The organism is Catenovulum sp. 2E275 (genome assembly GCF_025515275.1).
In the GTDB taxonomy this organism is placed as follows: domain Bacteria; phylum Pseudomonadota; class Gammaproteobacteria; order Enterobacterales; family Alteromonadaceae; genus Catenovulum.
The window spans coordinates 201,657-226,161 of record NZ_JAOPFU010000002.1 but is presented as its reverse complement, the minus strand read 5'-3'; the positions used below and the strand labels follow the sequence as shown (position 1 = coordinate 226,161).

The window sequence follows — 24,505 nt, the reverse complement described above, 5'->3', positions numbered from 1 at the left end:
AAGATTTAGCTAACGAAAACTTGCTGGCGGAAGCCGCAGAACTGGCAGAACCAGAAAACGAAGAAATGATCGCAGTTGGTGAGTCCCGACTGCCATTTGGTTTTGCTAACCGACTTGGCGTTTTGTTAGAAAAAGAAGATGATGAATGGACGGCTATTTGCCGCAATTCAGTTAGTTTGGATACTTTGCTCGAAGTCCGCCGTTTTTTAGGTAAAGAGTTTGCAGTTGAAAAAGTAACGGATGATGCTTTTGAGCTTAGAATGACCGTGGCTTACCAGCGCGACTCGTCTGAAGCTCGCCAGTTAATGGAAGATATTGGGAACGAAGCCGACTTGTTTTCATTAATTGATGAATTGCCTGAAACCGAAGATTTATTAGAAAACGAAGATGATGCGCCCATTATCAAATTAATTAACGCCATGTTAAGTGAGGCGATTAAAGAAGGTGCGTCGGATATTCACGTTGAGACATTTGAAAAAGACCTGAAAATCCGTTTTAGGGTAGATGGTATTTTACGTGAAGTTTTAAAACCTAACCGTAAATTAGCGTCGGTTTTAATTTCACGGATTAAAGTTATGGCTAAGCTGGATATTGCTGAAAAGCGCGTTCCGCAGGATGGTCGTATTTCATTAAAAATTGCAGGCCGAGCCGTTGATGTGCGGGTTAGTACTATGCCATCGAGCCACGGTGAGCGAGCGGTACTGCGTTTGCTGGATAAAAATAATGCTAAGTTAAACTTAAAAGACTTAGGCATGACAGCAAATAACCGTGAATTATTTAATGAGTTAATTCATAAACCGCACGGGATTATTTTGGTAACCGGTCCTACTGGTTCTGGTAAATCAACCACGCTTTATGCTGGTTTAACTGAGCTTAACTCAACCGACAGAAATATTTTAACGGTTGAAGATCCAATTGAATATGCGCTGGAAGGTGTTGGTCAAACTCAGGTTAATACCAAAGTGGATATGACATTTGCGCGTGGTTTAAGAGCGATTTTACGTCAGGATCCTGATGTGGTTATGGTTGGTGAAATCCGTGATTTAGAAACCGCACATATTGCGGTACAAGCCAGTTTAACCGGTCACTTGGTAATGTCTACTCTGCATACAAATACCGCAGCTGGTGCGATTACCCGTTTAGAAGATATGGGGGTTGAACCTTTCTTATTATCTTCCAGTTTATTGGGGGTATTAGCGCAGCGATTAGTCAGAACTTTATGCCCAAGCTGTAAAGAAGCGCATTTGCCGGATGCCCGTGAGCGTGAGATTTTAGGGTTAATCGACAATAGTCAGCAGTTAATTTATCGCTCAGTTGGTTGTGCTGAATGTAATATGAGCGGTTATAAAGGCCGTTCAGGTATTCACGAATTATTGGTTGTAACCGAAGAAGTGCGAGAGATGATCCACAATGGCAGAGGCGAACAGGCAATTGAAAAACTGGTTCGTCAGACAACGCCGAGTATTCGTCAGGATGGTTGCGATAAAGTTTTAGCCGGTATTACCTCGCTGGAAGAAGTGGTTCGGGTTACGCGAGAGGATTAATCCAAAATGGCTGCATTTGCATACAAAGCGTTAGATGCTAAAGGACGCAATAAAAAAGGCATTATAGAAGCGGATACAGCTAAAGCGGCAAGAGGTTTATTGCGTGATAAAGGTTTAATTCCGGTAGAGGTTCAAACCGCAGCCCAGCAGGAAAAAAACACCGCAAGTCAAAAACAGCCGTTATTTAGTTTTGAGCGCAAAATATCGGCTGCTGATTTAGCATTAATTACCCGTCAGTTATCTACTTTATCTGCGTCTGGTTTACCGATTGAAGAATCTTTACTAGCGGTTGCTCAGCAATGTGATGTGCCACGAATCGAGCGAATGATTATGGCGGTTCGCTCAAAAGTGACCGAAGGTTATACGCTGGCAGACAGCATGGCGGAATATCCCCATATTTTTGATAACCTGTTTTGTTCTATGGTTGCCGCCGGTGAAAAATCTGGGCATTTAGATACTGTGCTTGAAAGGCTGGCTGATTATACCGAGCAGCGTCAGGTTACTAAATCCAAAATTCAGCAAGCCTCGGTTTATCCGGTTATGTTGATGGTGGTTGCTTTTTCTGTGGTTTATTTTTTATTAACCTCAGTTGTACCAAAAATAGTTGCTCAGTTTGACCGATTAGGTGGAGAACTACCGGGCACAACTCAATTTATGATTGCGATGAGTAACTTTTTAAGTGCATACGGACCATTTTTAATTTTATTGGTACTGGGTAGTGCAGTGGTTTTTCAGCGTTTAATGAAAAAAGAGAAGCCTAGATATCAGTACCATAAATTATTACTTAAAATGCCGCTGGCCGGTAAAGTATCACGCGGCTTAAATACAGCTAGATTTGCCCGTACTTTAAGTATTTTAACAGCCAGTGCCGTACCATTACTTGAAAGCATGAAAATCGCAGGTGATGTATTAAGTAACGACTACATCAAAGAAGCCATTCAGGAAGCTAGATTAAGAGTGCGTGAAGGAACAAGTTTACGGGCGGCACTTGATCAAACCAAACTATTTCCACCCATGATGCTACACATGATCGCCAGTGGTGAAAAAAGTGGTGAGCTGGAAAGCATGTTATCACGCGCGGCAGATAATCAAGACAGAGAGTTTGAAGGCATGGTGAATGTTACTTTAAGCATTATTGGTCCGGCTATGGTTTTGTCTATGGCAGCCGTGGTATTTTTTATCGTAATTTCAATTCTACAGCCAATTATGGCACTTAATTCAATGGTAGGTTAACAATGAAAATCAATCGTAAACAACAGGGTTTTACCATTTTAGAAATCATGGTGGTGCTGGTTATTATCGGTATTTTAGCCAGTATGATTGCGCCAAACTTTATTGGTGAAAGTGATAAAGCCAGAGTTAAAAAAGCGGCAACCGATATTGTAACGCTTGAGCAAGCAATGGATATGTATAAGTTAAATAACCATGTATATCCAACAACCGAGCAAGGTTTAGATGCATTAGTGAACGAGCCAAGCATTGAGCCTATGCCAAAAAATTTCCCAGAAGGTGGTTTTATCAAACGTTTACCGAAAGATCCTTGGGATAATGATTATCAATTATTAAGCCCTGGCGAAAATGGTAAAATTGATATTTTCTCGTTAGGGCCAGACGGTCAGGCTGATACCGAAGACGATATTGGTAACTGGAACGTTGACGAGTTTTTATAATATTTAATGTCGGCGAATATGCAAAAATATCAAACAAAGTTAAGCCGCCAACGCGGCTTTACTTTATTAGAGGTCATGCTAGTAATGGTGCTGATGGCCGTTGTGCTAAGCAGTGTTAGCTTATCTTTTGATATTCGCAGTGACAGAAATAAAGTAGAAGACGAAGCCAAAAGATTACAGGCTGTGGTTCAGTTAGCTTCAGATTATGCTTTATTGAATAATTTACAGCTTGGCCTGCTGGTGGACAAAAACAGCTATCAGTTTTTAGGTTATGATGGCGAATTATGGCAAGAAATTGAAGACGATAAAGTTTTATCTAAATACGAAATGGATGAAAACTTTGAACTTAAATTAACGCTGGGTGATATTCCTTGGCTTGATAATGTAGATGAAGAAGCTGGTTTATTTGGTCGTAATCAAGATGAAGAAGATGATGACGGTAAACCTAAGTTGATTCCGCAGGTTTATTTGTTTTCGAGTGGTGAAATTACGCCTTTTAGCATTCAGTTTGTTTTTAACCGCCCGTTTTCTGGCGAAGATGAAATTGTTTTTGAAGTATCTGGCGAAACCGAACTGCCATTAAAAGTTCAGGATTTAGCCGAGGTAAAACCATGAAAATAATAAAAAATAAAAAAGGTTTTACTATTTTAGAAGTCATAGTCGCGATGGCGATTTTGGCAACTGCCGGGGTTGCTATTGTTCAGTCAAGCTCTGTGCATATTAGTAATCAAGATAAATTACAGCAAGTAATGATGGCAAATTGGATTGCCAGCAATAGATTAAACACGATATTAATTGAACGCGAATGGCCTGTGCAAAATAGCCAAAAAGGCGAAGCTGAAATGGCTGGTGCAACTTGGTACTGGCAACAAAAAAGAGTAAAAACGAATTTTGGCGATGAGCTGGTTGCGGTCACTATTAGTGTTTATCAGGATGCAGATTATCAGGAATATATTACCGAATTAACCAGCTATATAGGTAAACCTTAATGCAATTTAGTCACAAGCAATTGGGTTTTACATTAATAGAAATGCTGCTTGCTATCGCCATTTTTGCTTTGCTGGGGCTAGCCGGAACCGGTATTTTATCCAGTACGGTCAAAACGAATGAAGTCTCGCTGGCTCATGGCGATAAAATGGCACAGTTTCAGCGTGCGATGCTGGTAATTGAGCGTGATTTAGCCCAATTAGCAGAGCGTAAAGTAAGGGCAAACGGTGAGCAGGCGAGTAATAACTTGTTGTCTCATGGTGAATTAATTTTAGACAGTGACTCGGAAGTTTTGGCATTTCGCCGTTTAGGCTGGGTTAATCCAATGAATATTTTGCCAAGAAGCGAAGTGCAGTCGATTGCTTATCGAGTTTATGACGGTAATTTAGAACGTATGTATTATGACTTTCCTGATCCGGTAAAAGGTGAAGAACCTAAAATCCGGATTTTATTGGAAGGGGTTGAGCAAATTCATTTTGAGTTTTACGACTCTAAAGCTAAGTCGTGGAAAAATAAATGGGAAAGCAATGCATTACCAGCAGGGATTCAACTTAAAATTGAAAGCAAAGAATTTGGTGAAATTACCCGTATTTTTACTGTACCTAGTTCGGCCTCGTTAGAATCTGCCCAAACCGGAGATCGTAGCGCATGGACTCAGTAAATAAACAAAAAGGCATCGCGTTAATTACTGTGCTGCTGATTGTCGCGCTGGTAACGATTATTGCGGCTGAAATGGCTGTGCGTATGCAAATGCAAATTAAGCGGGTAGATAATTTAAATTCTAACCAGCAAGCTTATTGGTATGCGATTAGTGCTGAGGAACTGGCTAAATTGGTATTAAACGAGTCCAGCCAAGATAATGACGGGGTTTTAAATTTAACTCAGCCTTGGGCGGTTGAAGATATGGTTTTTCCGGTTGAAGGCGGACAAATATCTGGCAACATTTATGATCTGCAAGCCTGTTTTAACATTAATGCTGTTGTTGAAGCGCAAGATAATAATACAGATGACGATGAATCTGACTCTGATGCAGAAAGTGCAGGGGAAGATACTCAGCCCGAGAATGAAAACGGTAAAAAATCGTTAAAGCCGACACCTCAGGAGCAATTTAAAAGTTTATTGATACTGGCCGGAATTGACGATTACGAAGCCGAGCAGATTAGGGATGGTGTGGCAGACTGGCTTGATCAGGATAGTATTGCCCGCAGCTATGGCGCAGAAGATTATATGTATGAAGCGAAAGAAATGCCTTATTTAGCGGCAAACGGATATTTTGTTGATGTATCTGAGCTTAAACTCATACAAGGGTTAGATAACCCAACCAATGGTCAGGCTGCGTTAGATAAAATTTTACCTTTTGTGTGTGTTATTCCAAATAATGACAAAATGGTATTGAATATTAATACAATCAAACCAGAGCAAGCCGAAGTATTGGCCGCTATGTTTGATAATAAATTAACCGTGGCTGCTGCCAGCAGCGTGATAGAATCGAGACCGGAAGATGGATTTGATGATATTAACGACTTTTGGGAGCTATCAGAAATTAAAGCGGTAGGCCGGTTAAGTAAATCATTTAAAGAGCAGTTTAGTTTAAAAAGTGAGTTTTTCCGGCTCAAGAGTAAAACCGAATACAACCAAAGCTGGATTAATTTAAATTCTCTTATTGCTCTGGATAAACAGGGTAAATTTGTAGTAATAGCCCGAGAAATTGGAGTTTAATTGTGTCTGAACAATTATTTATTCGTTTACCAAGCCAAGCTGAACAAAGTGTTCATTGGCTGGTCTGGTCAACAAGCGAAGCTGAAGTGATCGCTTCGGGCGAATTAAACAATGTTGATCAAATGTCTACATTGAGTGAGCGGGCTAGTAGCCGTAACGCAACTGTTTTTGTGCCAAGCTGCGACATTTTATTTAAACAGGTAGAAACACCAGCTAAATTAACCAGACAATTTTCGCAGGCATTACCATATATGCTTGAAGAAGAACTGGCAACCGATGTTGATGAGCTGTTTTTTGCACAAGGGAAAAAGTTTGTAGATGATGATATTCACAAGCTTGAAGTGGCGGTTGTTCATAAACAAAAAATGCAAAACTGGCTCGACTGGTTAGCTCAGGCTGGCATTAAATGTCAGAAAATGCTGCCGGATACACTGGCGCTGCCGGATGATAACAAAGTTAATGTTTTGCAATTAGGTAATGAATGGCTGGTTCGATTCTCTTCATTTGGTGGTTTAAATACCAATGCAGAGCATTTAGGGTTTTGGCTTGAGCAAATAAGCTATACTCAAGAAAATCCGGCAATTTGCCAATATTCACCATTACCGAATGAAATTAAAAGCCGTTTTGACGAACAAGTATTAAGCGAAGCTGACTATGTGTTAGCACTGGAATTATTAGCAAAACAAAGTGCTGCAAGTGCTTTTAATTTGCGTCAGGGCATTTATCAATACAAAAAAGATTCGAGCAAATATTTTAAAGTTTGGCGCAATGCGGCGATTGTTGCCGGTGTCGCTTTAACTGCTAATTTAATTCATAAAGGTGTGCAAATTCATCAGTATGAAACTCAGGCGCAGCAGCTAGATACTCAAATCCAGAAAAGTTATGCCAGCGTTTTTCCTAGTGGGAAAAATTTATCGGTCGCTATTATTCAAAAAGAATTAAAGCGCAAGCTAGGCGGAATTGGTGGCGGTTCAGGCCAACAATCATTTTTAGCTTTAGTGGAAGCGTCAAGCGGAGCATTTGAAGCAGTACCGGATCTAAAACCAGAGAGTTTACGTTTTGACTTTAAACGTGGTGAGATTCGGATTAATGCCAGCGCAAAAAATTTCCAAAGTTTTGAGAAATTTAAACTAACCGCAGAGCAAAATGCATTGAAAGTGGATCAAGGCTCGTTGAATAATCAAGGAAATGAGGTTATTGGCGCGATTAGTATTCGAGGTGAATCATGAAGCAGTGGTTTGAAGCTTTATCCGAGCGCGAAAAGCAATTAGTGGTTGGTGCCGGTATTGTCTTTGCTATCGGTTTATTTTTTCAGCTTATTTGGGGGCCGGTGAATAGCCGCTTAGAAAAAGCGGAAATGTCTGTGCAAAATAAACAAACAACATTGGCATGGGTAAATGAAAAGCTAACCGAATATAAGCAGCTTAAAGGCAGCCAAAAACAAGTTGCGACCGGCTCTCTCAGCCAAATTGTAAACAACGCCGCGCGCAGAGCGAATATCTCGTTAGCCAGAATGCAGCCGCAGGGCGATACGTTGCAGGTGCAGATTGACGAAATTGAGTTTAATGCTTTTATTCGATGGCTAGCTGATTTGACTCAAAATCAAGGTCTGACAATTGAAGCTGTAGATATCAGTGAAGCAGAAAAAACAGGTGCAGTAAGAGTAAGACGCCTGCAAGTGAGTAAATAATGAAGCAGTGGATTAACCGTATTACTTGGGCGTTATTATTTTATTTAGTGTTTTTAATTGCGACTTTGCCCGCTTATCTTGTGGTTTCCCGCATTCAGTTAGATAAAAATATTCAGTTAGGTAATGTTTCTGGCACAATTTGGTCGGGTAAAATTGACACAGTTAAAGTTGATAAAACTTTGGTGAAAGATGTCACTTGGGATGTTAATTTTGCCCAATTATTAGCCGCCAGATTTGCGGTTGATATTGAGTTTGGTAGCCCGAGAAAAAACTTAGAGCCGCAAGGTTCTAGTCAGCTCAGATATGGCTTAAACGGCGCTTCTGTTGCTGATTTGCAAATTAAACTACCGGCTGATTTAATCGCCCAGCAAATTAACTTGCCATTTAAAGTGCAAGCAGCAGGTCTGGTTGATGCAAATATTAGTACAATGCAATTAGGCGAACCGGTTTGTCAGGCGTTAGACGGACAAATTAACTGGAAACTGGCTGCGGTTAACTTAATTGAGATGAAAACGAACTTTTCGTATGGCGATATCAAAGCAAATTTAAGCTGTGATGAAAATGGTGCTGCACTTGCCAAAATTCTCGGTAATCCAGAGTTATTACGTTTAGATATAGACGCTAAACTAACTAGCTTTAGCAGTTATTCTGTTAATGGTTTTATTTCAGCAGGTAGCAATGCCAGTCAAGATCTGAGAAATGCACTAAGCTATTTAGGTAAAGCAGATAGTCAGGGACGTTATTCAATTAAATTTTAAAGCCATAAACAGTTGAACTAAAGTTTGTGTTTGATATGCTTACTTTAGTTCTAGCTTAAAAAATGATTAGAACGAGGACGACCTCCGCTTTAAATTCATAGTGTACATTCAACTTGGGACGGCCCATTAAATTTAACTTTTAGTGAGGTTGTTTATGAGTTGGTTTATTTTAGTTATTGCTGGTGTTTTTGAAATTATTTGGGCGCTGGGTCTTAAATATAGTGATGGTTTCAGTAAATTTACTCCGAGTATCATTACTATTGTATCTCTAATCTTCAGTTTATCCTTGCTATCCATTGCAATGCGTTCTTTACCTTTTACAACTGCTTATGGAATATGGGTTGGGATAGGTACTTTAGGTACTGTTATTGCTGGTATTCTTTTATTTTCTGAGCCTTTGCACTTTTCTAAAGTCTTGAGCTTGGTTTTGATTTTGATTGGAGTTGTGGGGCTTAAGTTAAGTCATTAAATCTTGTATACATTAGTGAGATATTTAACATAAGGCGAATAGGCTCTATTCGCCTTACTTTAGCTTAATTTATTGGACTCTGATATTAACCTCAGGCCACTTCCAATTAATCATTGTTTCACAATCCATACCGTAAGTATGCGCATGAGTTAAATGCGCATCAATTGCTTGTTGCATCGCTTGTTTTAACTGAATGGTTTGCTCTGTTTGCGCTTCCAGTCGGTTAATAATGTCAATTACCAGATTAAACCGGTCGATTTTGTTTAAAATCGCCAGTTCTAAAGGGGTATTGATATTGCCTTTTTCAATATATCCGTGAACATGCAATCGCTCACTTGAACATTGTTTGTAAGCCAGCTTATGGATTAACCAAGGGTAACCATGAAAGTTAAAAATAACCGGTTTGTCTGCGGTAAATAATTTAGCAAAAGCCGTTTTGTTTAAACCGTGTGGATGCTCATCTTCGGTTTGTAGCCGATATAAATCAACGATATTAATAAATCTGAGTTTTAGTTTGGGTAATTCTTGCTTTAAGATCGCTGCGGCTGCTAATGCTTCCATTGTTGGAATATCGCCACAGCAGGCCAGTACAATATCAACATCCTGTGTTTCGCTATTAGTTGCTTGCGGATGGCTGGCCCAATTCCAAATATTCAGCCCTTTGCGGCAATGTTCATTTGCTTGCTCCATCGTTAAATATTGCAAATGCTTTTGTTTATCAGCCACAATCAGGTTGATATAGTTGACGCTGTTTAAACAATGATTTGCAACCGATAACAAACAATTGGCATCCGGTGGAAAATAAATCCGGCTAACATCCGCACTTTTATTGGTGACTAAATCAATAAAGCCCGGATCTTGATGAGAAAAACCATTGTGATCCTGTCGCCAGACAACCGAAGATAATAAAATATTGAGTGATGAGATAGGCGCTCGCCATTTTACTTTGTGTTTACAAATATCCAGCCATTTAGCATGTTGATTGATCATGGAGTCAATAACATGAGCAAATGCTTCGTAAGTATGTAATAAACCATGACGACCAGTTAACAGGTAACCTTCCAGCCAGCCCTCAAGAGTATGTTCACTTAATATTTCCATCACCCGACCATCGGCAGCTAAATAAGCACCATCTTCATCTTCTGGTTTGGTTTGTGCCAGCCAAGTTTTTTGGGTGGTCTGATAAACAGCATCTAACTTGTTTGAGGCTGTTTCGTCTGGGCCAAATAAGCGAAAATTATCAGGATTATCAATAAATACCTGATTTAAATATTGCCCTAAAACCGAAGTATTTGAGATTTCGGTTGCGCCGGGTTGTTTAACTTTAACTGCAAATTCAGCACAAGCAGGCAGGGTTAACGGGCGGCGAATTAATCCGCCATTGGCTATTGGGTTTGCGCTCATTCTACGTGAGTTTTGTGGCGATAATGCTTTTAACTCTGGCGAAAACTGCCCATTTTGATCAAACAGGTTTTCCGGTTGATAGCTTTTCAACCATTGCTCTAATAAAGCTAAATGATCCGGATTTTCTTTAACCTGAGCTAAAGGCACTTGATGCGCACGCCATGTATCTTCAACTTTATGGCCATCAACTTCTTTTGGACCTGTCCAGCCTTTTGGCGTGCGTAAAATAATCATTGGCCACTTAGTATATTTGAGCTGAGTTGTATTTTTTGCCGCTTGTTGGATGGTTTTGATTTGATTAACTGAGTGCTCCATCGCAGACGCCATTTGTTGATGCATATTATTTGGATCTGAGCCTTCAACAATAATCGGGTCGTATCCATAACCGGAAAAAAGCTGGAGTAAACTTTGCTCATCTATACGTGATAAAATAGTTGGGTTAGCTATTTTATAGCCATTTAAATTTAAAATAGGCAGGACAGCACCATCTTTAACAGGGTTTAAAAACTTATTTGAATGCCATGCTGTTGCCAGTGGTCCCGTTTCCGCTTCACCATCACCTACTACACAGGCAACAATTAAATCTGGGTTGTCAAACGCTGCGCCATAGGCATGAGATAAGCTATAGCCTAATTCGCCGCCTTCATGAATCGACCCCGGTGTTTCTGGTGTGCAGTGGCTGCCGATGTAACCCGGAAAAGAAAACTCTTTCAAAAATTTTTGCAAACCGTCAAGGCTTTCGGCTTTATCCGGATAAATTTCGGCATAGGTGCCTTCTAAATAAATCGGTGCCAATACCCCTGGTGCGCCATGCCCAGGGCCTGCAATAAATATACAATTTAAGTCATATTTATTGATCATCCGGTTTAAATGTACATAGCTAAAACTTAATGCGGGTGATGCTCCCCAGTGGCCTAATAAGCGGTTTTTAATATCTTCTTTTTGTAATGGTTGGTGGAGTAGAGGATTGTTTTGCAAGTAGATCATACCGGCAGCTAGATAGTTACAGGCATTCCAATAACGGTGAATTAAATCAAGTTCAGAATCATTTAAAATTGTTTCAATAGGTTTTGCACTTTGCATACAGACATCCTTATTTATTGAGTACAACTTATTTACCCTCTGGTTTGAAGAACAATACGGTGATAATAGGTAAATCAGCCGTATTGGCACATAAACTGTGTGATATCTTAAAGCCCGATTTTTACAGGTAATCTTGCTTAAGCTAAAACTGAATCAGTTTGTAATGAATGATTTTTAATCACTCTCATGTTGCAAGTAAATGTTAGCAAGCTGCAATAATCCTGCCGTGATCTAAATCAACCCCTTTGATTCTTCACTATTGCATTTTGGTATGTTGTTTGCTGGTTAAAAAATGGCTTTAAATTAAAAAGCCGTTTTTCAACGAATATTTTCATTTGGAGGAAATTATGAATTGGCAACAAATCGAAGGTAAGTGGGAGCAGTATAAAGGTAAAGCTCAGCAAAAGTGGGGCAAGTTAACCGACGATGATTTAGATGTTATCAAAGGCAACCAAAAAGAGTTAGCCGGGCGAATTCAAGAGCTGTACGGCATTAGCAAAGAAGAAGCTGAAGAGGAAATGAAAGCCTTTTCACGTTCGCTGAATTAGTTTTTATTTGTATTAAAGAGGCTATGTTCATAGCCTCTTTAATTATTTACTTACCCTAAGTATCACCTTGCCTTAGTCTAAACTCAATAATATTTACAAGTAGATATGTAAATATTTCTTTTTCTGAAGTCATTTTTATATTTAATGATTAAATATTTTCATCTGCATACGTATGCATCAGTTCTAACGACTTCATAACATAGCTTTGTAACGAAAAAACGTTATTATAAAGTTATGAATATGTATTGTTGGTTACATTTTTTAATCAGCTATTCAGACGACAAAAATAGTGAGAATTTTTAATGAAACAACCTAAACTATCATTTTGGCAGGTTTGGAATGTTAGCTTTGGCTTTTTAGGGGTGCAAATAGGTTTTGCGCTGCAAAATGCAAATGTAAGCCGAGTATTGTCTGATTTAGGGGCAGATTTACATTCACTTTCTTTATTTTGGCTGGTTGCGCCTGTGATGGGGTTGATTATTCAGCCGATAGTTGGGTCAGCATCTGATCGCACTTGGACCCGTTTTGGGCGCCGCAATCCATATATTTTAGCTGGCGCAATAGCTGCTGCTATTGGTATGTGTTTAATGCCAAACGCGCCGCTTTTTGTCACTTTTATTGCGCCAATGTTATTTGGGGGGTTAATGCTGGCATTAATGGACGGTGCATTTAATTTAACTATGCAACCGTTTCGAGCTTTAGTCTCTGATATGGTACCAGCAGAGCAGCGTAATCAGGGTTATTCGGTTCAATCTTTAGTCATTAATATTGGTGCTGTTGTTGGTTCAATTCTGCCTTTTGTTTTAACCAATGTTATCGGCCTTGAGAATACATCAAAAGCGGGTGAAGTTGCGCCGTCTGTGATGTGGGCATTTTACCTTGGCGCTACTGCCTTATTAGGTTCAGTGTTATGGACAGTTATTCGTACTAAAGAATATCCACCAGAAGAATATAGTGCTTATAAAGGGTTAGATCACGAAGCAGAAGCTCGTGCTAAAGCTGAAAAAAAATCTTTAGCTGAAAAATTATCTGGTTTCTTTAAGTTATTTGTTTCTATGCCTTCAACCATGAAACAACTGGCACTTGTTCAGTTTTTCTCTTGGTTTGCTTTATATATTTTGTGGGTGTACACCATGCCGGCTATTGCTCAAAATGCTTGGGGATTAGATGCCAAATGGTTTGATTCTGCTTATTTAGCCAGTTTAGATGCCATACCTGCTGAGATCGCTAAAGCAAAAGGGGCAGCCGGTGATTGGGTTGGTATTTTATTTGCTGCTTATTCATTATCAGCCGCTTTATTTTCAATTGTATTGTCAAGAATTGCAGATAAGTTTGGCCGTAAACTAACCTATTCTTTATCTTTATTAGCAGGTGGTTTGGGATATTTAAGTTTTATTTTATTTAATGATTCTCAAATTACTCATGTTAACTTATTAATTACAGAAGTTGATGTGCCTGTTGGTGCGTTAGGTTTATTAATTCCTATGATAGGGATTGGTATTGCTTGGGCTGCGATTTTGGCGATGCCTTATGCGATTTTAGCCGGTTCATTACCAGCTAATAAAACCGGTGTATATATGGGAATTTTTAACTTTACTATTGCAGCACCTCAAATTGTTAGTGGTGCGGTAGCTGGCCAAATTTTACTTCATGTTTTTGATAATCATGCCATTTATATCATGATGTTGGCTGGTGGAGCTATGGTGCTGGGGGCGCTGTCTGTGGTCTTTGTGAATGATAAAGAAGAGTTATCTGATCCTAAATTAGCTGAAAAACTGGAACATGAATCTCATCCTCAGCAATCTTAATTAAAAAGCTTATCTGGTGGGCAATTTAGCCCACCAATTTATTATTTCATCTCAGCGTATTTTTCTAATTTGTTATATAAAGTTTTTACACTAATTCCAAGCTGTTGGGCTGCTTCCGTTTTATTACCTTTATTCTCATCGAGTGCTTTATGTATGGCTATCTTTTCAAGTTCCTCTAAAGTTAAACCACTAGGGATTATATCGCTGATATCATCTTGGCTTTTATCTGCTTCAAAGATTAAATGGTCTACATCAATTATCGCTTCAGCTAAGATAAATGCTCTTTCAACTGTATGGCGTAATTCTCGGACATTACCAGGCCAATTGTAATTAGCTATTTTTTCTAACGCTTGCTCGGTAATTGACTTAGCCACTTTTTCTTCACTGCAACGGTAAGCTAGAAAATGTTTTGCTAGTTCAGTTACATCTTTACCTCTAGCTCTTAATGGAGGAACTTGAAGTGGGAATTGGCACAGGCGAAAATATAGATCTTCACGAAATATTTCATCCTGAATTGCTTGTAATGGATTTCGGTTCGTAGCGGCGATTATACGAACATTTGCCAGCATCGTTTTTTGACTGCCAACTGGACGATATTCTCCATTCTCCAAGACTCTTAATAACTTAACCTGCTGTTCAAGAGGCATTTCAGTTACTTCATCTAAAAATAGAGTGCCGCCTTCTGCTTGTTCAAATAAGCCCTTATGATCTTTTAGTGCACCGGTAAATGCCCCTTTGATATGACCAAATAACTCACTATCAATTAACTCTGGGCTAAGCGCCCCACAGTTAACCGCAATAAACGGATTTAAATTGCGTTTACTTTGACTATGAATAGTTTGCGCAACAAGTTCTTTACCCGCACCACTTTCTCCTTGAATTAAAACATTACTTTCGGTACTCGCAACACGACGAATGGTTCGGTAAAGTTTACGCATTACTAAAGAAGAACCTGTTAATAATCCAAATTGGTCAATATTACTTGCTTGAATTGTTTCAACCCCTTTATGATTATTAAGCAACTCTGAAAAATAGTCTTGTAAAACTTCTTTTAGTTGTTTTAAATCAATAGGTTGACGAAGGTGGTAACCAGCACCTTGACGCATCATTTCATCCAATGGCGAAATGGGTTGCCCGTTACTAATAAAAATAAAGTCTCTATAAAAATGTAAATTAGAATTTAATAGGGTTTGAATGGCTTCTCTATCACTTTCATTTACCTCAAGCAGAAACAAGTCCGCATTGCTTGTCTGTAACTGTTCTAAGTCTTGAGTAGGCGTCAGGTATTCTACATTAAAATCAATACTTTCTATTATTTTTGAAATCTGTTGCGAAAGCTTATTTTGCTTTACTCTGAGGAGTAATTTTGGGCGAGCCATGGTTTGTGCCTCCATTCACATATATTTTTTGGTGTAATTTATGCAGGCACTTATTAACCAAGAAAATATATGAGGTTTATGAGAAATGTCGATATTTTGTACAAAAAATAACTTCAATAGTTTTGTTTCGTAAGAGACAAGTTCTGGCAGCTAAGAAGTTAAATCTGTTCCTCTGGTCAGTAAAAATTTAAATTCATCAACTGGTATAGTGTAGGCATTATGATGTTAAATCAAGAGAAAACAATTATTTTTGAGGTATTGTGCATATCTAAAGAAGCATTTAGGTTTTGTCAGCAACTTAGTTCACAATTTGACTATTTTCAGTTGCAAACTGGTTTAGTTAAACTAAGTAATCGTTATCTAAGCTTGATCAAGGTATGCAATTTACATATTACAGAGTCTCACATATCAATCAGTTCAGAAGCTGAAATATGTAATTATTACTCAACACATTTAGAAAAAATTACACAAGATCTTGAAAATGAGAATTTAAGTGAGGTTTTTGACAGGTTGTTGGAAATAGAGTTAGCTTGTTTATCCAAATTGAAACAATCTATTAGCCAATTGCCAAACGGTTCTTTAAAGCGCTCTTTATCAAGTCAGGTCGCATGGTTGCAAATTGATTTAGATGATTTCAGGCAGTTTTCTTTGTGTTTGTAATAGTTGTGATGGCAAGGATCTTGCCTATTAGATAGGTATGCTCAGAAAGTAGAAATTTGAGTTTGTTATTTACGTTCAATAGCTTGAAGGTAATAAATCTAAATTATCAATAATGATGGAACAAAAGTAGTATTCCAGTTAATTAAACCAATCAGGAGTGTTAGTTATGGCAACTACAGCAAAATCAACCAATACTAGTGAAAATACTGAAACTTTAAATACAGCTAATCAAGCTGTGATCACCGAAGCAGCAACTGCCGCAGCCCATAAAGCAATTGAAGCAATGGCAGAAAAAGCCCGAGCTGCAGAAACGGCAACTCGGCAAGGTGCCCACCATTCGTCGGAAGCACTTGCACAGAAAAAAGCTGAGTTACAAGCTCAGGCGAATCATTTAGCAGAAAATGCTCAGGGTTTTGTTCATAAGCACCCATTCGCATCAGCCGGAATTGCTTTTGCAGCTGGGGCATTATTAGCTTCTTGTTTTTCTAAGCGAAGCTAACGGGATTTTATATGCAGGATTCAGGTCAGCCAGATCTGACCAAGCAGCAAACTAAAGAGGTTGAACCAAATTCAACCTCTGGTTCCAATCAAACTGAGTATAATGAGCTTATTTCTGCTATTACTCAAATTGTAGATGATTATCAAAATCTATTTTTTAATTATCTTAAAACAGCAGAGCAGCACATTGAAATAGGATTAAAAAGCTTACTTTTTATCGTGGCCGTTATCCTATTAATTGTTATTTTAGTTGCAGGAGTTTGGTTTGCTTTAATTGCATTTATCAGTGTTGCTTTAATAAAAGCAGGAATGGTTTGGTGGTTGGTCGCTTTACTGATGGTGTCATTGAATATAATTATGGTGTTTTACCTTTTTTATTCTTTGAGAAAAAATATTAGCCATATTAAAGCCAAATTTAGCAGAGGTTAACATGTTATTAAGATGGTTCTGTCGGAATAATGAGTATAATTTAGTAAAACTACAAGAGGAGAGAGTTAAATTATATGCCAGAGTCGGAGTTCATAAAGCTTTGGTAAACACTCATTCGGCACAGATACTGTCTAGTAAAAAAGGACTGAGTTGTTGTTTTATAGCAGGTTTTGGAATGACAATGCTAACAGGCAATACACTTTTAAAATCTATTGCTTCAGGTATTTTGGCTGTGACTCCAAGCGTTGTTACTACTTTATTATTAGATATTTGGTCACCCTCTCAAATGGATTCAGAACCTAAATGACGGTAATTTTTCATTAGTTTATATTGTCAGTTATCTTTACACTCTAAACATTGGTCTATTTTAAAGTTGTTTAAAATTAAATAGTTAAATTTATTGGTCTGTTTTTTGCTTTATATTAAATAACGAAATAAAGATTCTGATTTTTAGAAGTAGAAGCTATATGAAGCATGTCGTGCAAACCACCGTTGTTTACTTTTTATCTATATGTTTGTTTTCTTTCCAAAGTAATGCCCAAGGTACATTAGATACCTACAACTTAATTATTAAAGAAGACCTTTCTACAAGTAGTGATATTGAAGGTAAAATTTTTGTCGGGGGAAATATTAACGCTCCTGGTCTATCTATTGATGTTGGTTCTAGGCTTACATCTAACCCAAAGGTGGATGCTGTAACCGTCGTAGGTGATATTGAAGCTAGCTCAGTTAAAGCAGAGAATGGGCACAATATTGTTTATGGTGGAGAAATTAAATCTGGTACATCTTTGATAACTAATGGCTCAGGTGGCGCAGTTACAAAGGTTCCAAAGAGTGAGTTACAGTCAGATTTTGATTTACTTTACGAACAAGTGTTGGCTGAGAGTGCTTATTATCAAAGTTTAACAACTAATAGTGTTTTTGATACTCGGGATTCTAATAATTTAAAATTTACCTCAGGTGCAAGCTCTGATGATTTATTATCTGTTTATAGCATTTCAGCATCAGACTTGTTTAATCAAAATGGTAGCTTTTCCTTTAATACTAACCCCAGTATCCCTGTTGTTATTAATGTTAGTGGGACTGGCATTTTAGATTTAAAGTCTAAAGCTACAGGAAACTTTGATAAAAATAATGCGGCACCTTTAGTTCTTTGGAATTTTTATGAAGCTTCTGGAATCAATTTTATTGGTGATGGTTGGAATGGTTCTGTATTAGCTCCATTTGCTAATGTGTATGCTTCCACTGGCAGTATTGATGGGGGGTTAGCTGCATTGTCTTTTAACAGTTCAGTAGAGTTACATAATAAGTTATATAATTATTCGCCCCCGACTCCTGAAGTTACGCCTGTACCTGAACCTTCCAGTTTAATCATTTTTGCTGCAGCCTTGTTATTATTAGTACGTTTAAACAAAGATAAAGCAGCATAATACTAGTCCCTAAATCCGATTATATAACAACAAAGACGGCTATAGCCGTCTTTGTTGTTATATAATCGGAGAAAATAAAAAATAACGACTTGTTATGTTTAAAAAAAATATTCTTAATTTATTAATAGGAAGCTTGTCTTGGTATTTGAGTTTCTCTTCTATAGCTGATGTTCAAATTGATTATGAAAAGGCTTTAGTTGCATATCAGAATCAGCAATTTTCAGATGCAAATCTTTTTTTAAAAAATGCTCTACAAAGTGAACCAGAGCATTTACCTGCAAAAGTCTTAATGGCAAAAGTACTCACTGAGCAGGGGAAATACATCGAAGCTAAAGAGTTATTTAATCAGGTGATAGCCAAAAAAGTAGATTTTAGTCTATTTATCGACTCATGGGCACAGGTGTTAATCCAATTAAGGCTATATCAGCAGATTATTGAGTTTCAATTACCAGACACTCTGAGTTATGAACAAAAAACTAAATGGTATCAGTCAGTTGTTAATGCATGCCTTAAAATAAAAAACTATACATGTGCCGCAGATGCTTATCATCAGATCAGTATTATCACCCAGAACCCTATAGATAAATTGAATGGTTTAGCAAATATTGCATTAGAACAACATAATTACGACGAAGCTAAAGTATATTTGACTGAGTCTTTAAGTTATCAACCTAATTCAGCTGCAAGTTTACAGTTATTAGCTTCACTTGAAAAATCTCAAGGAAATTATGATGTAGCACTTAATCATTTATTACAAGCTCATCAATTAACCCCAAATAATGAATTAATCTTAAAAAGCTTAGCTGATCTATATTTGGCTATGGGCGAAAAAAATCACGCACAGCATACCCTAGCACAAATATTACAACAGCAACCTAATGATCCTTTTGCCATATTGGTTAATAGTCAGTTGGAAGAGCAAAGTAGTCGTCCGGATAATCAGGGATACAATAGTAAATTAGAGTTCCTAACAGAGAAGCTTTTTGCACTTCCTAATGAAGTAATTGACTCTGAATCTGATTTACTAATGTTAAGAGGCTTAATATCTTTTTTTGAAACTAGCTATGAACAAGCTCTCAGAGATTTTCAAACACTAAATCAAAAAGAGAAAAATAATATCCAAGTGGTTATTTTATTAGCCAAAACACATTTTGCGTTAGGGAAAATAATGGATGGTGTCAACCTATTGGAAACTTATCAGGGCGATTTAATTAATAATCCAAAAATTCTTATTGTTTTAGCTGAGCAATATTTATTACGTGGAAAAACTTTCAAGGCCCTCACGATCTCAGATTTATTACTTGCTGAATACCCTAATAACCTAGATGTTAAATTACTTATGATTAAGGTTATGTTAGCCAGAGGAAAAAATGATGAAGGGCTTCAGCATTTAGATGCTTTGTTGGTTGATTACCCTGCATCCGAAAAATTATTATTAGTGCATAGCATATTAAATTTACAGACTAGACAATACGATAAAGCATTAAGCAGTATTGAAAAGCTACTGATAAACCATCCTAACAATGCGAATTTTTTAAATACAAAAGCGGCTATTTTCATTCAAACTAAGCAGCTAAATTTGGCGTTTCAAATAATTCAAGACGCACTGGCGCAGAATAAAGATTTATTAGGCGCACAATATAATTTGGCAACTATTTATAGCCTACAAGATAAAACCCGTGAAGCTGAAAACGTACTAAATCAAATTTTGTCTCAGCATCATTTACACCTGCCCAGTCTCTTATTATTAGCAAATATTGAAGTTAAATTAGGTAAATTTGAGTCAGCGCTAAAGCGCTACCAATCAATAATTGTTATAGAGTCTGATAATGTTGCAGCGCGGGAAGGCAAGGTCAATATATATCTAGCGGAAAAGCAATTTCGTAAAGCACTAGCTGAATTGGAAGAGTTAAAGCGGTTCTCTATTAATAACTTCCAATACATATTACAGAGTGCTTATATACTGATTGCTTTAAATGAAATTGATAAAGCTAAAGAAGAGGCAAATAAACTTACTTTAATAGCAAAAGGTAACACTGTATATCTATTAGCTCTTAGCCAATTACAATTAAAACTGGTGGACCCCATTGGAGCAGAAAAAAGCTTAAGAGATATTTTAAAAATACAGCCAGAGAATAAAAATGTGAGTCTAGACCTGATTCAGCTTTTATTGGATACCCAACAAACACAGGCAGCACAAATTCAGTTGAATCAGATCAGCCAAGCTTATCCAAATGAGAGCTATATATTATTTTTAAAAGGTCGTCTGGCTGAACAGCAAAGTAAAATTGAAATAGCAGGAAAACATTATCTTACAGCAATTGAACTAAATGATTCAAATGAACTGGCATTAGCTAAGTTGTATCACTTAACCTTCCGAGGATATTCGGCAGATACATTTGTGCATTGTTTAACTGAGATAATTGAAAGGTACCCTGAACGATACTTCCCTAGGAATTTATTAGCGCAGTATTATTTTTATCGTAAATCATTTAATAAAGCAGCTATTGAATATGAAATTCTTTTGAATTATAAAAATAATCCTAACCGAGCCGCTCTATTAGAGAGACTCGCCCAAATTTATCTAACGCCTGAATTGAATGAAATAGATAAAAGTGCAAAGTATGCGTTTGATGCTTATCAGCTATCTCCTGATAATGCTGATATATTAACGACTTATGGCTGGATTTTAACTCAACAGGGGAAGGCTAATGAGGGGCTTGGTTTATTACGTAAAGCGTATGTACTAACACCTCAAAATTTATCATTAAGATACTATATTGCTGTTAGTTTAAGCCAATTAGGATTAAATGAGCAAGCAGTTAAAGAGCTGGAATATACGCTTTCAACTAGCCAAAAATTTGCAGAGCAAGCTCAAGCTAGAGATTTATTAGGGAAGCTAAAGTAGACCTAATTTAGAAAAAGGGTAACTCAAATTTTACTGCAATACTAATTTGGTTACGCTACTGAACTAAATCAGAAAAATGCCCTGTTCACAGGGCATTTTCAGCTTAAAACCGGTAATGAGCACCAATCATAATTGTATTTGAACGAATCGCTGTTTCATCTGCTTCAACTGTTTCTGTTGATGGGTAAAGTGCAACTTCACCATAGTTTGAGTAGACGTATTCAATTCGGAAACTCATTTGAGATTGATTCATTAAATCAAAACCAACAGCCATTTGGTAGCCATTTAAATCACCAGTTTCTTTGCTGGTTGCATCGGCGCTTGGGTTAATTGTTACTTCAGACTGTACCCCTGAAAACCTTAGATTAAAATCGACATTAGGTGCATAGTGATGTTTTAAAACTACACCAACCGATGTTGCACCATCCATCTTGGCTTGATAATCTGTGCCGCTTGCAGAGTAAAGCAGTTCATGATCTCTTGATAATACCTCAGCTTCAATGGCTGCAGAAAAATACTTTGAAAATTCAACCTGATAGCCTAAATATCCACCTGCAATCGATTCACTCACACCGCCTGCATTATAGCTGACTAATTGTGTTTCTTTAGCGCGTAAATCTTCAAGACCGCCTTTTGCACCTAAATAAAAAAAGTTGTTAGCGAAAACGCTAAGCGGGGTCAAAGCGAGTGAGCAGATAAGTAATTTTTTAATCACTGTGATTTCCTTTATCTTTAATTGTTTTTAATAATTTGCACGCAGAGTAATGAACTCATGCATTTTTTGCAAATGTTGGTAACAGGCTTAAACGCCAGATTGTTGTTCGGCTTGTTGCGGTATAACATAGCGGCTGTTTATATACCTTAACTTATTGCTAAGCCCTACATAGCGCAGCAAATTTACCATAAAGTGTGTTTAGTTTTGTTACCAATTAAAGAATTTATTCCAGAGATTACCAAACAGCTTACCGAGCACTCTGCTTTAGTTTTACAGGCAGAGCCAGGAGCGGGTAAATCCACTTTTGTCCCATTGGCTTTATTGCAGGCTAATTTATTTTCTGGCAGTAAAATTATTATGTTAGAGCCGCGCAGAATGGCGGCTAAATCAATTGCTACTTATTTGGCTAAACAATTAAATGAAACCGTAGGGCAAAGCATTGGCTATCAAATTCGTAATGAGTCAAAAATCTCTAAACAAACACGTTTAGAAATTGTAACTGAGGGGGTTTTAACCCGACGCTTACAGCAAGATCCTGAATTAAATGGTATCGGGTTAATTATTTTTGATGAATTTCATGAAAGGTCGATCCATGCAGATTTAGCTCTTATGTTATCGCTTGAAGTACAGCAGGCTTTTCGGGACGATTTAAAGCTGTTGGTGATGTCAGCTACTATCGACACTGCGCAAATTTCGGCGTATTTAAACCAGGCTCCAGTGATTAAGTGCCCCGGCCGGACTTACCCGGTAGAAGTTGAATATTTTGCTAAAACAAAAAGCACTTTAACTGAGCAGGTTATGTCAGCTTTAAAAGAGGTTTGTTATCGTCAAACCTGCGGCGATATTTTAGTTTTTTTACCCGGACAAGCGGACATTAAACGCTGTATCGATGCGGCTAAAACATTAGAGCTGAGCCAAACTGAGTTATTGCCTTTGTATGGCGCTTTACCACTTAGTAAACAAGAATTAGTGCTGGCAGATTATCACCCAACGCAGCGCAGAATCATTTTTGCCACTAACATTGCTGAAACCAGTTTAACTATTCAGGGCATTACTGCTGTGATTGATTCCGGTTTAGAAAAAGTGCTGGTTTATGATGTTAAAAGTGGCTTATCAAGATTAGAAACAAATTATATTTCAAAAGCATCAGCCACTCAGAGAGCAGGGCGAGCGGGTCGTTTACAAAGTGGTATTTGTTTTCGTTTATGGGGCGAATCCCAGCAAAATAACTTAAATGAATATCAACCCGAAGAGATACTAAATTCAGATTTATCCAGTTTAGTTTTGGAGCTATCTGCTTGGGGCATAAACCAGTATCAGGATGTAAACTGGCTCACCCCCGCGCCTTTGCATCATTTTCAGCAAGCATCGCTTTTAAATCAATCACTTGGTTTATTCGATTCTCACCAAAAAATTACCCCGCTAGGGCAAAGAGCTGCACAATTTGGTTTAGAGCCAAGACTAAGCAGTATGCTGTTAAGCGCACAAACAAAACCAGCAAAACAACTGGCTTGTTTATTAGCTGCACTGTTATCTGAAAGAGATATTTTTATTAATGCCGACAGTTCAGATATTACCGAACGTTTATTGTTTTTAATGGATTATATTCGGGATAAAAAACAGGCTCAAAGTCAGCATATTGTTCGACAAAACCTGATTGCGCAGGTGGTTTTATTAGCTAAAAGTTTTGCTCACAAACTTAATATTCAACTGCCAACAGAGCCAATTAATTTAGCAAAAGTGCAAGATTTAACGAGCACTTTGTTATTAAAAGCCTACCCTGATAGATTAGCTCAGCTTAGAGCAGGCAATGGGCTTAGGTATTTGTTGGCAAATGGCCGTGGTGTGATGCTGTATCAAACCGACAAAATGCAAGGCGAACCTTGGCTGGTGATTTGCGACTGTGACGGAAAAAACAAGGATGGCGTCGTATTTAGCTCAGCTCCAATTGCTTTTGAGCAAATCACTGCTGAGTTAAAACACCAGTTAGTCGAGCATAAAGAATATGCGCTGGATGCTAAAAAAGAGGCAATTACAGGGCGTTTAAAATTAAAGTATCAAGCACTGGTTTTATCTGAAAATCAGTTAAGGGATATTCCAAATCATGAGTTTGAAAACTGCGTTAAAGCAATCGTAAAACAAGAAGGTTTGAGTTTTTTAAACTGGTCGTCAGCGTGTCAAAATTGGCTAGCAAGAGCTAAGTGGCTGGGCGAGCAAATTGATGATTTCCCAACCATTACTGAAGCTGAGTTAATTAAACAGGCTGAGCATTGGTTATTGCCTTATCTGCAAAATGTCAAAACGTTAAAACAGCTCAAGCAAGTTGATATTTATAACTTGTTATTAGCTAATTTAACTTGGGAGCAGCAGCAATTTATGGCAGAACAGGCCCCTGAGTTTTATGTTACTCCGAGTGATAAAAAAATAGCGATTCGTTATGACGAGTTCCAAGGGCCAACCGTTGCGGTTATTTTGCAAGAAATGTTTGGTCAACTGGAATCACCTAAATTAGCTCAAGCTAAAGTAATGCTTAGATTTGAGCTATTATCACCTGCGCGGCGGCCAATCCAAACCACCAGTGATTTAGCTCACTTTTGGCGCAACTCTTATTTTGATGTAGCTAAAGACATGCGGGGTAAATATCCTAAACATCGCTGGCCGGAAAAACCACTTGATGAAAAGCCCGGTCGATCAATTAAAAAATTTAACTAACCTTGTTTGATAAGTCTCAAATTTTAGATTCTACACTTTTGAATGGGTTGATTTAACGGTAAAGTGTTTTTCTATTTTTGTGATTTAAAAATTG

23 protein-coding genes are annotated in these 24,505 nt (G+C 37.8%); 20 read left to right on the top strand and 3 right to left on the bottom strand.

Translation table 11 applies throughout. The annotated features are described in order from the left end of the window. Positions 1-65 precede the first annotated feature (65 nt). From gspE to sugE, 11 genes are all read left to right on the top strand, one after another. Complete coding sequence (gene gspE / locus N7931_RS02005; RefSeq protein WP_262791620.1) at positions 66-1,544, top strand: type II secretion system ATPase GspE; 1,479 nt, start codon at positions 66-68, stop codon at positions 1,542-1,544. Between the two features lie 6 nt (positions 1,545-1,550). Continuing rightward, positions 1,551-2,777 (top strand): type II secretion system inner membrane protein GspF, encoded by a 1,227-nt coding sequence (gspF, locus tag N7931_RS02000; protein ID WP_262791569.1) that lies wholly within the window; start codon positions 1,551-1,553, stop codon positions 2,775-2,777. Between the two features lie 2 nt (positions 2,778-2,779). After that, complete coding sequence (gene gspG / locus N7931_RS01995) at positions 2,780-3,214, top strand: type II secretion system major pseudopilin GspG (protein WP_262791568.1); 435 nt, start codon at positions 2,780-2,782, stop codon at positions 3,212-3,214. An 18-nt stretch (positions 3,215-3,232) separates the two neighbouring features. Beyond that, complete coding sequence (gene gspH, locus N7931_RS01990; RefSeq protein ID WP_262791567.1) at positions 3,233-3,829, top strand: type II secretion system minor pseudopilin GspH; 597 nt, start codon at positions 3,233-3,235, stop codon at positions 3,827-3,829. After that, positions 3,826-4,203 (top strand): type II secretion system minor pseudopilin GspI, encoded by a 378-nt coding sequence (gene gspI, locus N7931_RS01985; protein WP_262791566.1) that lies wholly within the window; start codon positions 3,826-3,828, stop codon positions 4,201-4,203. Before gspH ends, gspI begins: the two co-directional genes overlap by 4 nt. Then, positions 4,203-4,862: a type II secretion system minor pseudopilin GspJ gene (gene gspJ / locus N7931_RS01980; RefSeq protein ID WP_262791565.1), complete on the top strand. Its 660-nt coding sequence runs from the start codon at positions 4,203-4,205 to the stop codon at positions 4,860-4,862. The genes gspI and gspJ overlap by 1 nt, the downstream gene beginning before the upstream one ends. Continuing rightward, positions 4,850-5,920 (top strand): type II secretion system minor pseudopilin GspK, encoded by a 1,071-nt coding sequence (gspK, locus tag N7931_RS01975; protein WP_262791564.1) that lies wholly within the window; start codon positions 4,850-4,852, stop codon positions 5,918-5,920. The genes gspJ and gspK overlap by 13 nt, the downstream gene beginning before the upstream one ends. Positions 5,921-5,922: 2 nt before the next feature. Then, positions 5,923-7,149 carry a type II secretion system protein GspL gene (gene gspL / locus N7931_RS01970; RefSeq protein ID WP_262791563.1) on the top strand — a complete coding sequence of 409 codons (1,227 nt, stop codon included), beginning with the start codon at positions 5,923-5,925 and terminating at the stop codon, positions 7,147-7,149. Beyond that, the gene (locus N7931_RS01965) at positions 7,146-7,610 is read left to right on the top strand and encodes a type II secretion system protein M (protein WP_262791562.1); all 465 of its coding nucleotides are present in this window, start codon (positions 7,146-7,148) and stop codon (positions 7,608-7,610) included. The genes gspL and N7931_RS01965 overlap by 4 nt, the downstream gene beginning before the upstream one ends. Next, complete coding sequence (locus N7931_RS01960; protein ID WP_262791561.1) at positions 7,610-8,368, top strand: type II secretion system protein N; 759 nt, start codon at positions 7,610-7,612, stop codon at positions 8,366-8,368. The genes N7931_RS01965 and N7931_RS01960 overlap by 1 nt, the downstream gene beginning before the upstream one ends. Positions 8,369-8,522: 154 nt before the next feature. Continuing rightward, on the top strand, positions 8,523-8,837 hold the full coding sequence (gene sugE / locus N7931_RS01955) for a quaternary ammonium compound efflux SMR transporter SugE (protein ID WP_262791560.1): 315 nt from the start codon (positions 8,523-8,525) through the stop codon (positions 8,835-8,837). Between the two features lie 69 nt (positions 8,838-8,906). Here the strand turns inward: sugE and N7931_RS01950 are convergent, their stop codons facing one another. Beyond that, positions 8,907-11,324 (bottom strand): phosphoketolase, encoded by a 2,418-nt coding sequence (locus tag N7931_RS01950; protein WP_262791559.1) that lies wholly within the window; start codon positions 11,322-11,324, stop codon positions 8,907-8,909. Between the two features lie 347 nt (positions 11,325-11,671). On the opposite strand from N7931_RS01950, the gene N7931_RS01945 reads away from it, so the two are divergent. Then, positions 11,672-11,872, top strand: coding sequence for a CsbD family protein (locus N7931_RS01945; RefSeq protein WP_262791558.1), 201 nt, complete (start codon positions 11,672-11,674; stop codon positions 11,870-11,872). Positions 11,873-12,174: 302 nt separating this feature from the next. Continuing rightward, positions 12,175-13,680, top strand: a complete 1,506-nt coding sequence (locus N7931_RS01940) for an MFS transporter (RefSeq protein WP_262791557.1) — start codon at positions 12,175-12,177, stop codon at positions 13,678-13,680. Between the two features lie 41 nt (positions 13,681-13,721). Here the strand turns inward: N7931_RS01940 and N7931_RS01935 are convergent, their stop codons facing one another. Then, a complete protein-coding gene (locus N7931_RS01935) occupies positions 13,722-15,059 on the bottom strand; it encodes a sigma-54 interaction domain-containing protein (protein WP_262791556.1) in 1,338 nt (445 codons plus the stop codon). 219 nt (positions 15,060-15,278) lie between these two features. Between N7931_RS01935 and N7931_RS01930 the strand changes: the two genes are divergently transcribed. The 6 genes from N7931_RS01930 (at position 15,279) to prsT (ending at position 20,984) form a co-directional block, all read left to right on the top strand. Further along, entirely contained in the window at positions 15,279-15,719 is a 441-nt protein-coding gene (locus N7931_RS01930) for a hypothetical protein (RefSeq protein WP_262791555.1), read from the top strand. Positions 15,720-15,885: 166 nt separating this feature from the next. Beyond that, on the top strand, positions 15,886-16,218 hold the full coding sequence (locus N7931_RS01925; protein WP_262791554.1) for a DUF883 C-terminal domain-containing protein: 333 nt from the start codon (positions 15,886-15,888) through the stop codon (positions 16,216-16,218). Between the two features lie 11 nt (positions 16,219-16,229). After that, entirely contained in the window at positions 16,230-16,646 is a 417-nt protein-coding gene (locus N7931_RS01920) for a hypothetical protein (protein WP_262791553.1), read from the top strand. Positions 16,647-16,821: 175 nt separating this feature from the next. After that, complete coding sequence (locus N7931_RS01915; RefSeq protein WP_262791552.1) at positions 16,822-16,953, top strand: hypothetical protein; 132 nt, start codon at positions 16,822-16,824, stop codon at positions 16,951-16,953. Positions 16,954-17,113: 160 nt separating this feature from the next. Beyond that, entirely contained in the window at positions 17,114-18,076 is a 963-nt protein-coding gene (locus tag N7931_RS01910) for a choice-of-anchor A family protein (protein ID WP_262791551.1), read from the top strand. Between the two features lie 94 nt (positions 18,077-18,170). Further along, positions 18,171-20,984 (top strand): XrtA/PEP-CTERM system TPR-repeat protein PrsT, encoded by a 2,814-nt coding sequence (gene prsT / locus N7931_RS01905; RefSeq protein ID WP_262791550.1) that lies wholly within the window; start codon positions 18,171-18,173, stop codon positions 20,982-20,984. 103 nt (positions 20,985-21,087) lie between these two features. On the opposite strand, the gene N7931_RS01900 is transcribed toward prsT, so the two are convergent. Next, positions 21,088-21,699, bottom strand: coding sequence for an outer membrane protein (locus N7931_RS01900; RefSeq protein WP_262791549.1), 612 nt, complete (start codon positions 21,697-21,699; stop codon positions 21,088-21,090). Positions 21,700-21,903: 204 nt separating this feature from the next. Here N7931_RS01900 and hrpB point away from each other — a divergent pair, with 204 nt between their 5' ends. Beyond that, positions 21,904-24,411, top strand: a complete 2,508-nt coding sequence (gene hrpB / locus N7931_RS01895) for an ATP-dependent helicase HrpB (protein WP_262791548.1) — start codon at positions 21,904-21,906, stop codon at positions 24,409-24,411. The last annotated feature ends 94 nt before the right edge of the window (positions 24,412-24,505 follow it).

What these genes read in the sequence shown, in the direction of transcription:
- gspE (WP_262791620.1), top strand. Translation starts at nt 66, where the DNA reads ATGATCGCAGTTGGTGAGTCCCGACTGCCATTTGGTTTTGCTAACCGA.
- gspF (WP_262791569.1), top strand. Translation starts at nt 1,551, where the DNA reads ATGGCTGCATTTGCATACAAAGCGTTAGATGCTAAAGGACGCAATAAA.
- gspG (WP_262791568.1), top strand. Translation starts at nt 2,780, where the DNA reads ATGAAAATCAATCGTAAACAACAGGGTTTTACCATTTTAGAAATCATG.
- gspH (WP_262791567.1), top strand. Translation starts at nt 3,233, where the DNA reads ATGCAAAAATATCAAACAAAGTTAAGCCGCCAACGCGGCTTTACTTTA.
- gspI (WP_262791566.1), top strand. Translation starts at nt 3,826, where the DNA reads ATGAAAATAATAAAAAATAAAAAAGGTTTTACTATTTTAGAAGTCATA.
- gspJ (WP_262791565.1), top strand. Translation starts at nt 4,203, where the DNA reads ATGCAATTTAGTCACAAGCAATTGGGTTTTACATTAATAGAAATGCTG.
- gspK (WP_262791564.1), top strand. Translation starts at nt 4,850, where the DNA reads ATGGACTCAGTAAATAAACAAAAAGGCATCGCGTTAATTACTGTGCTG.
- N7931_RS01965 (WP_262791562.1), top strand. Translation starts at nt 7,146, where the DNA reads ATGAAGCAGTGGTTTGAAGCTTTATCCGAGCGCGAAAAGCAATTAGTG.
- N7931_RS01960 (WP_262791561.1), top strand. Translation starts at nt 7,610, where the DNA reads ATGAAGCAGTGGATTAACCGTATTACTTGGGCGTTATTATTTTATTTA.
- sugE (WP_262791560.1), top strand. Translation starts at nt 8,523, where the DNA reads ATGAGTTGGTTTATTTTAGTTATTGCTGGTGTTTTTGAAATTATTTGG.
- N7931_RS01950 (WP_262791559.1), bottom strand. Translation starts at nt 11,324, where the DNA reads ATGCAAAGTGCAAAACCTATTGAAACAATTTTAAATGATTCTGAACTT.
- N7931_RS01945 (WP_262791558.1), top strand. Translation starts at nt 11,672, where the DNA reads ATGAATTGGCAACAAATCGAAGGTAAGTGGGAGCAGTATAAAGGTAAA.
- N7931_RS01940 (WP_262791557.1), top strand. Translation starts at nt 12,175, where the DNA reads ATGAAACAACCTAAACTATCATTTTGGCAGGTTTGGAATGTTAGCTTT.
- N7931_RS01935 (WP_262791556.1), bottom strand. Translation starts at nt 15,059, where the DNA reads ATGGCTCGCCCAAAATTACTCCTCAGAGTAAAGCAAAATAAGCTTTCG.
- N7931_RS01930 (WP_262791555.1), top strand. Translation starts at nt 15,279, where the DNA reads ATGATGTTAAATCAAGAGAAAACAATTATTTTTGAGGTATTGTGCATA.
- N7931_RS01925 (WP_262791554.1), top strand. Translation starts at nt 15,886, where the DNA reads ATGGCAACTACAGCAAAATCAACCAATACTAGTGAAAATACTGAAACT.
- N7931_RS01920 (WP_262791553.1), top strand. Translation starts at nt 16,230, where the DNA reads ATGCAGGATTCAGGTCAGCCAGATCTGACCAAGCAGCAAACTAAAGAG.
- N7931_RS01915 (WP_262791552.1), top strand. Translation starts at nt 16,822, where the DNA reads ATGACAATGCTAACAGGCAATACACTTTTAAAATCTATTGCTTCAGGT.
- N7931_RS01910 (WP_262791551.1), top strand. Translation starts at nt 17,114, where the DNA reads ATGAAGCATGTCGTGCAAACCACCGTTGTTTACTTTTTATCTATATGT.
- prsT (WP_262791550.1), top strand. Translation starts at nt 18,171, where the DNA reads ATGTTTAAAAAAAATATTCTTAATTTATTAATAGGAAGCTTGTCTTGG.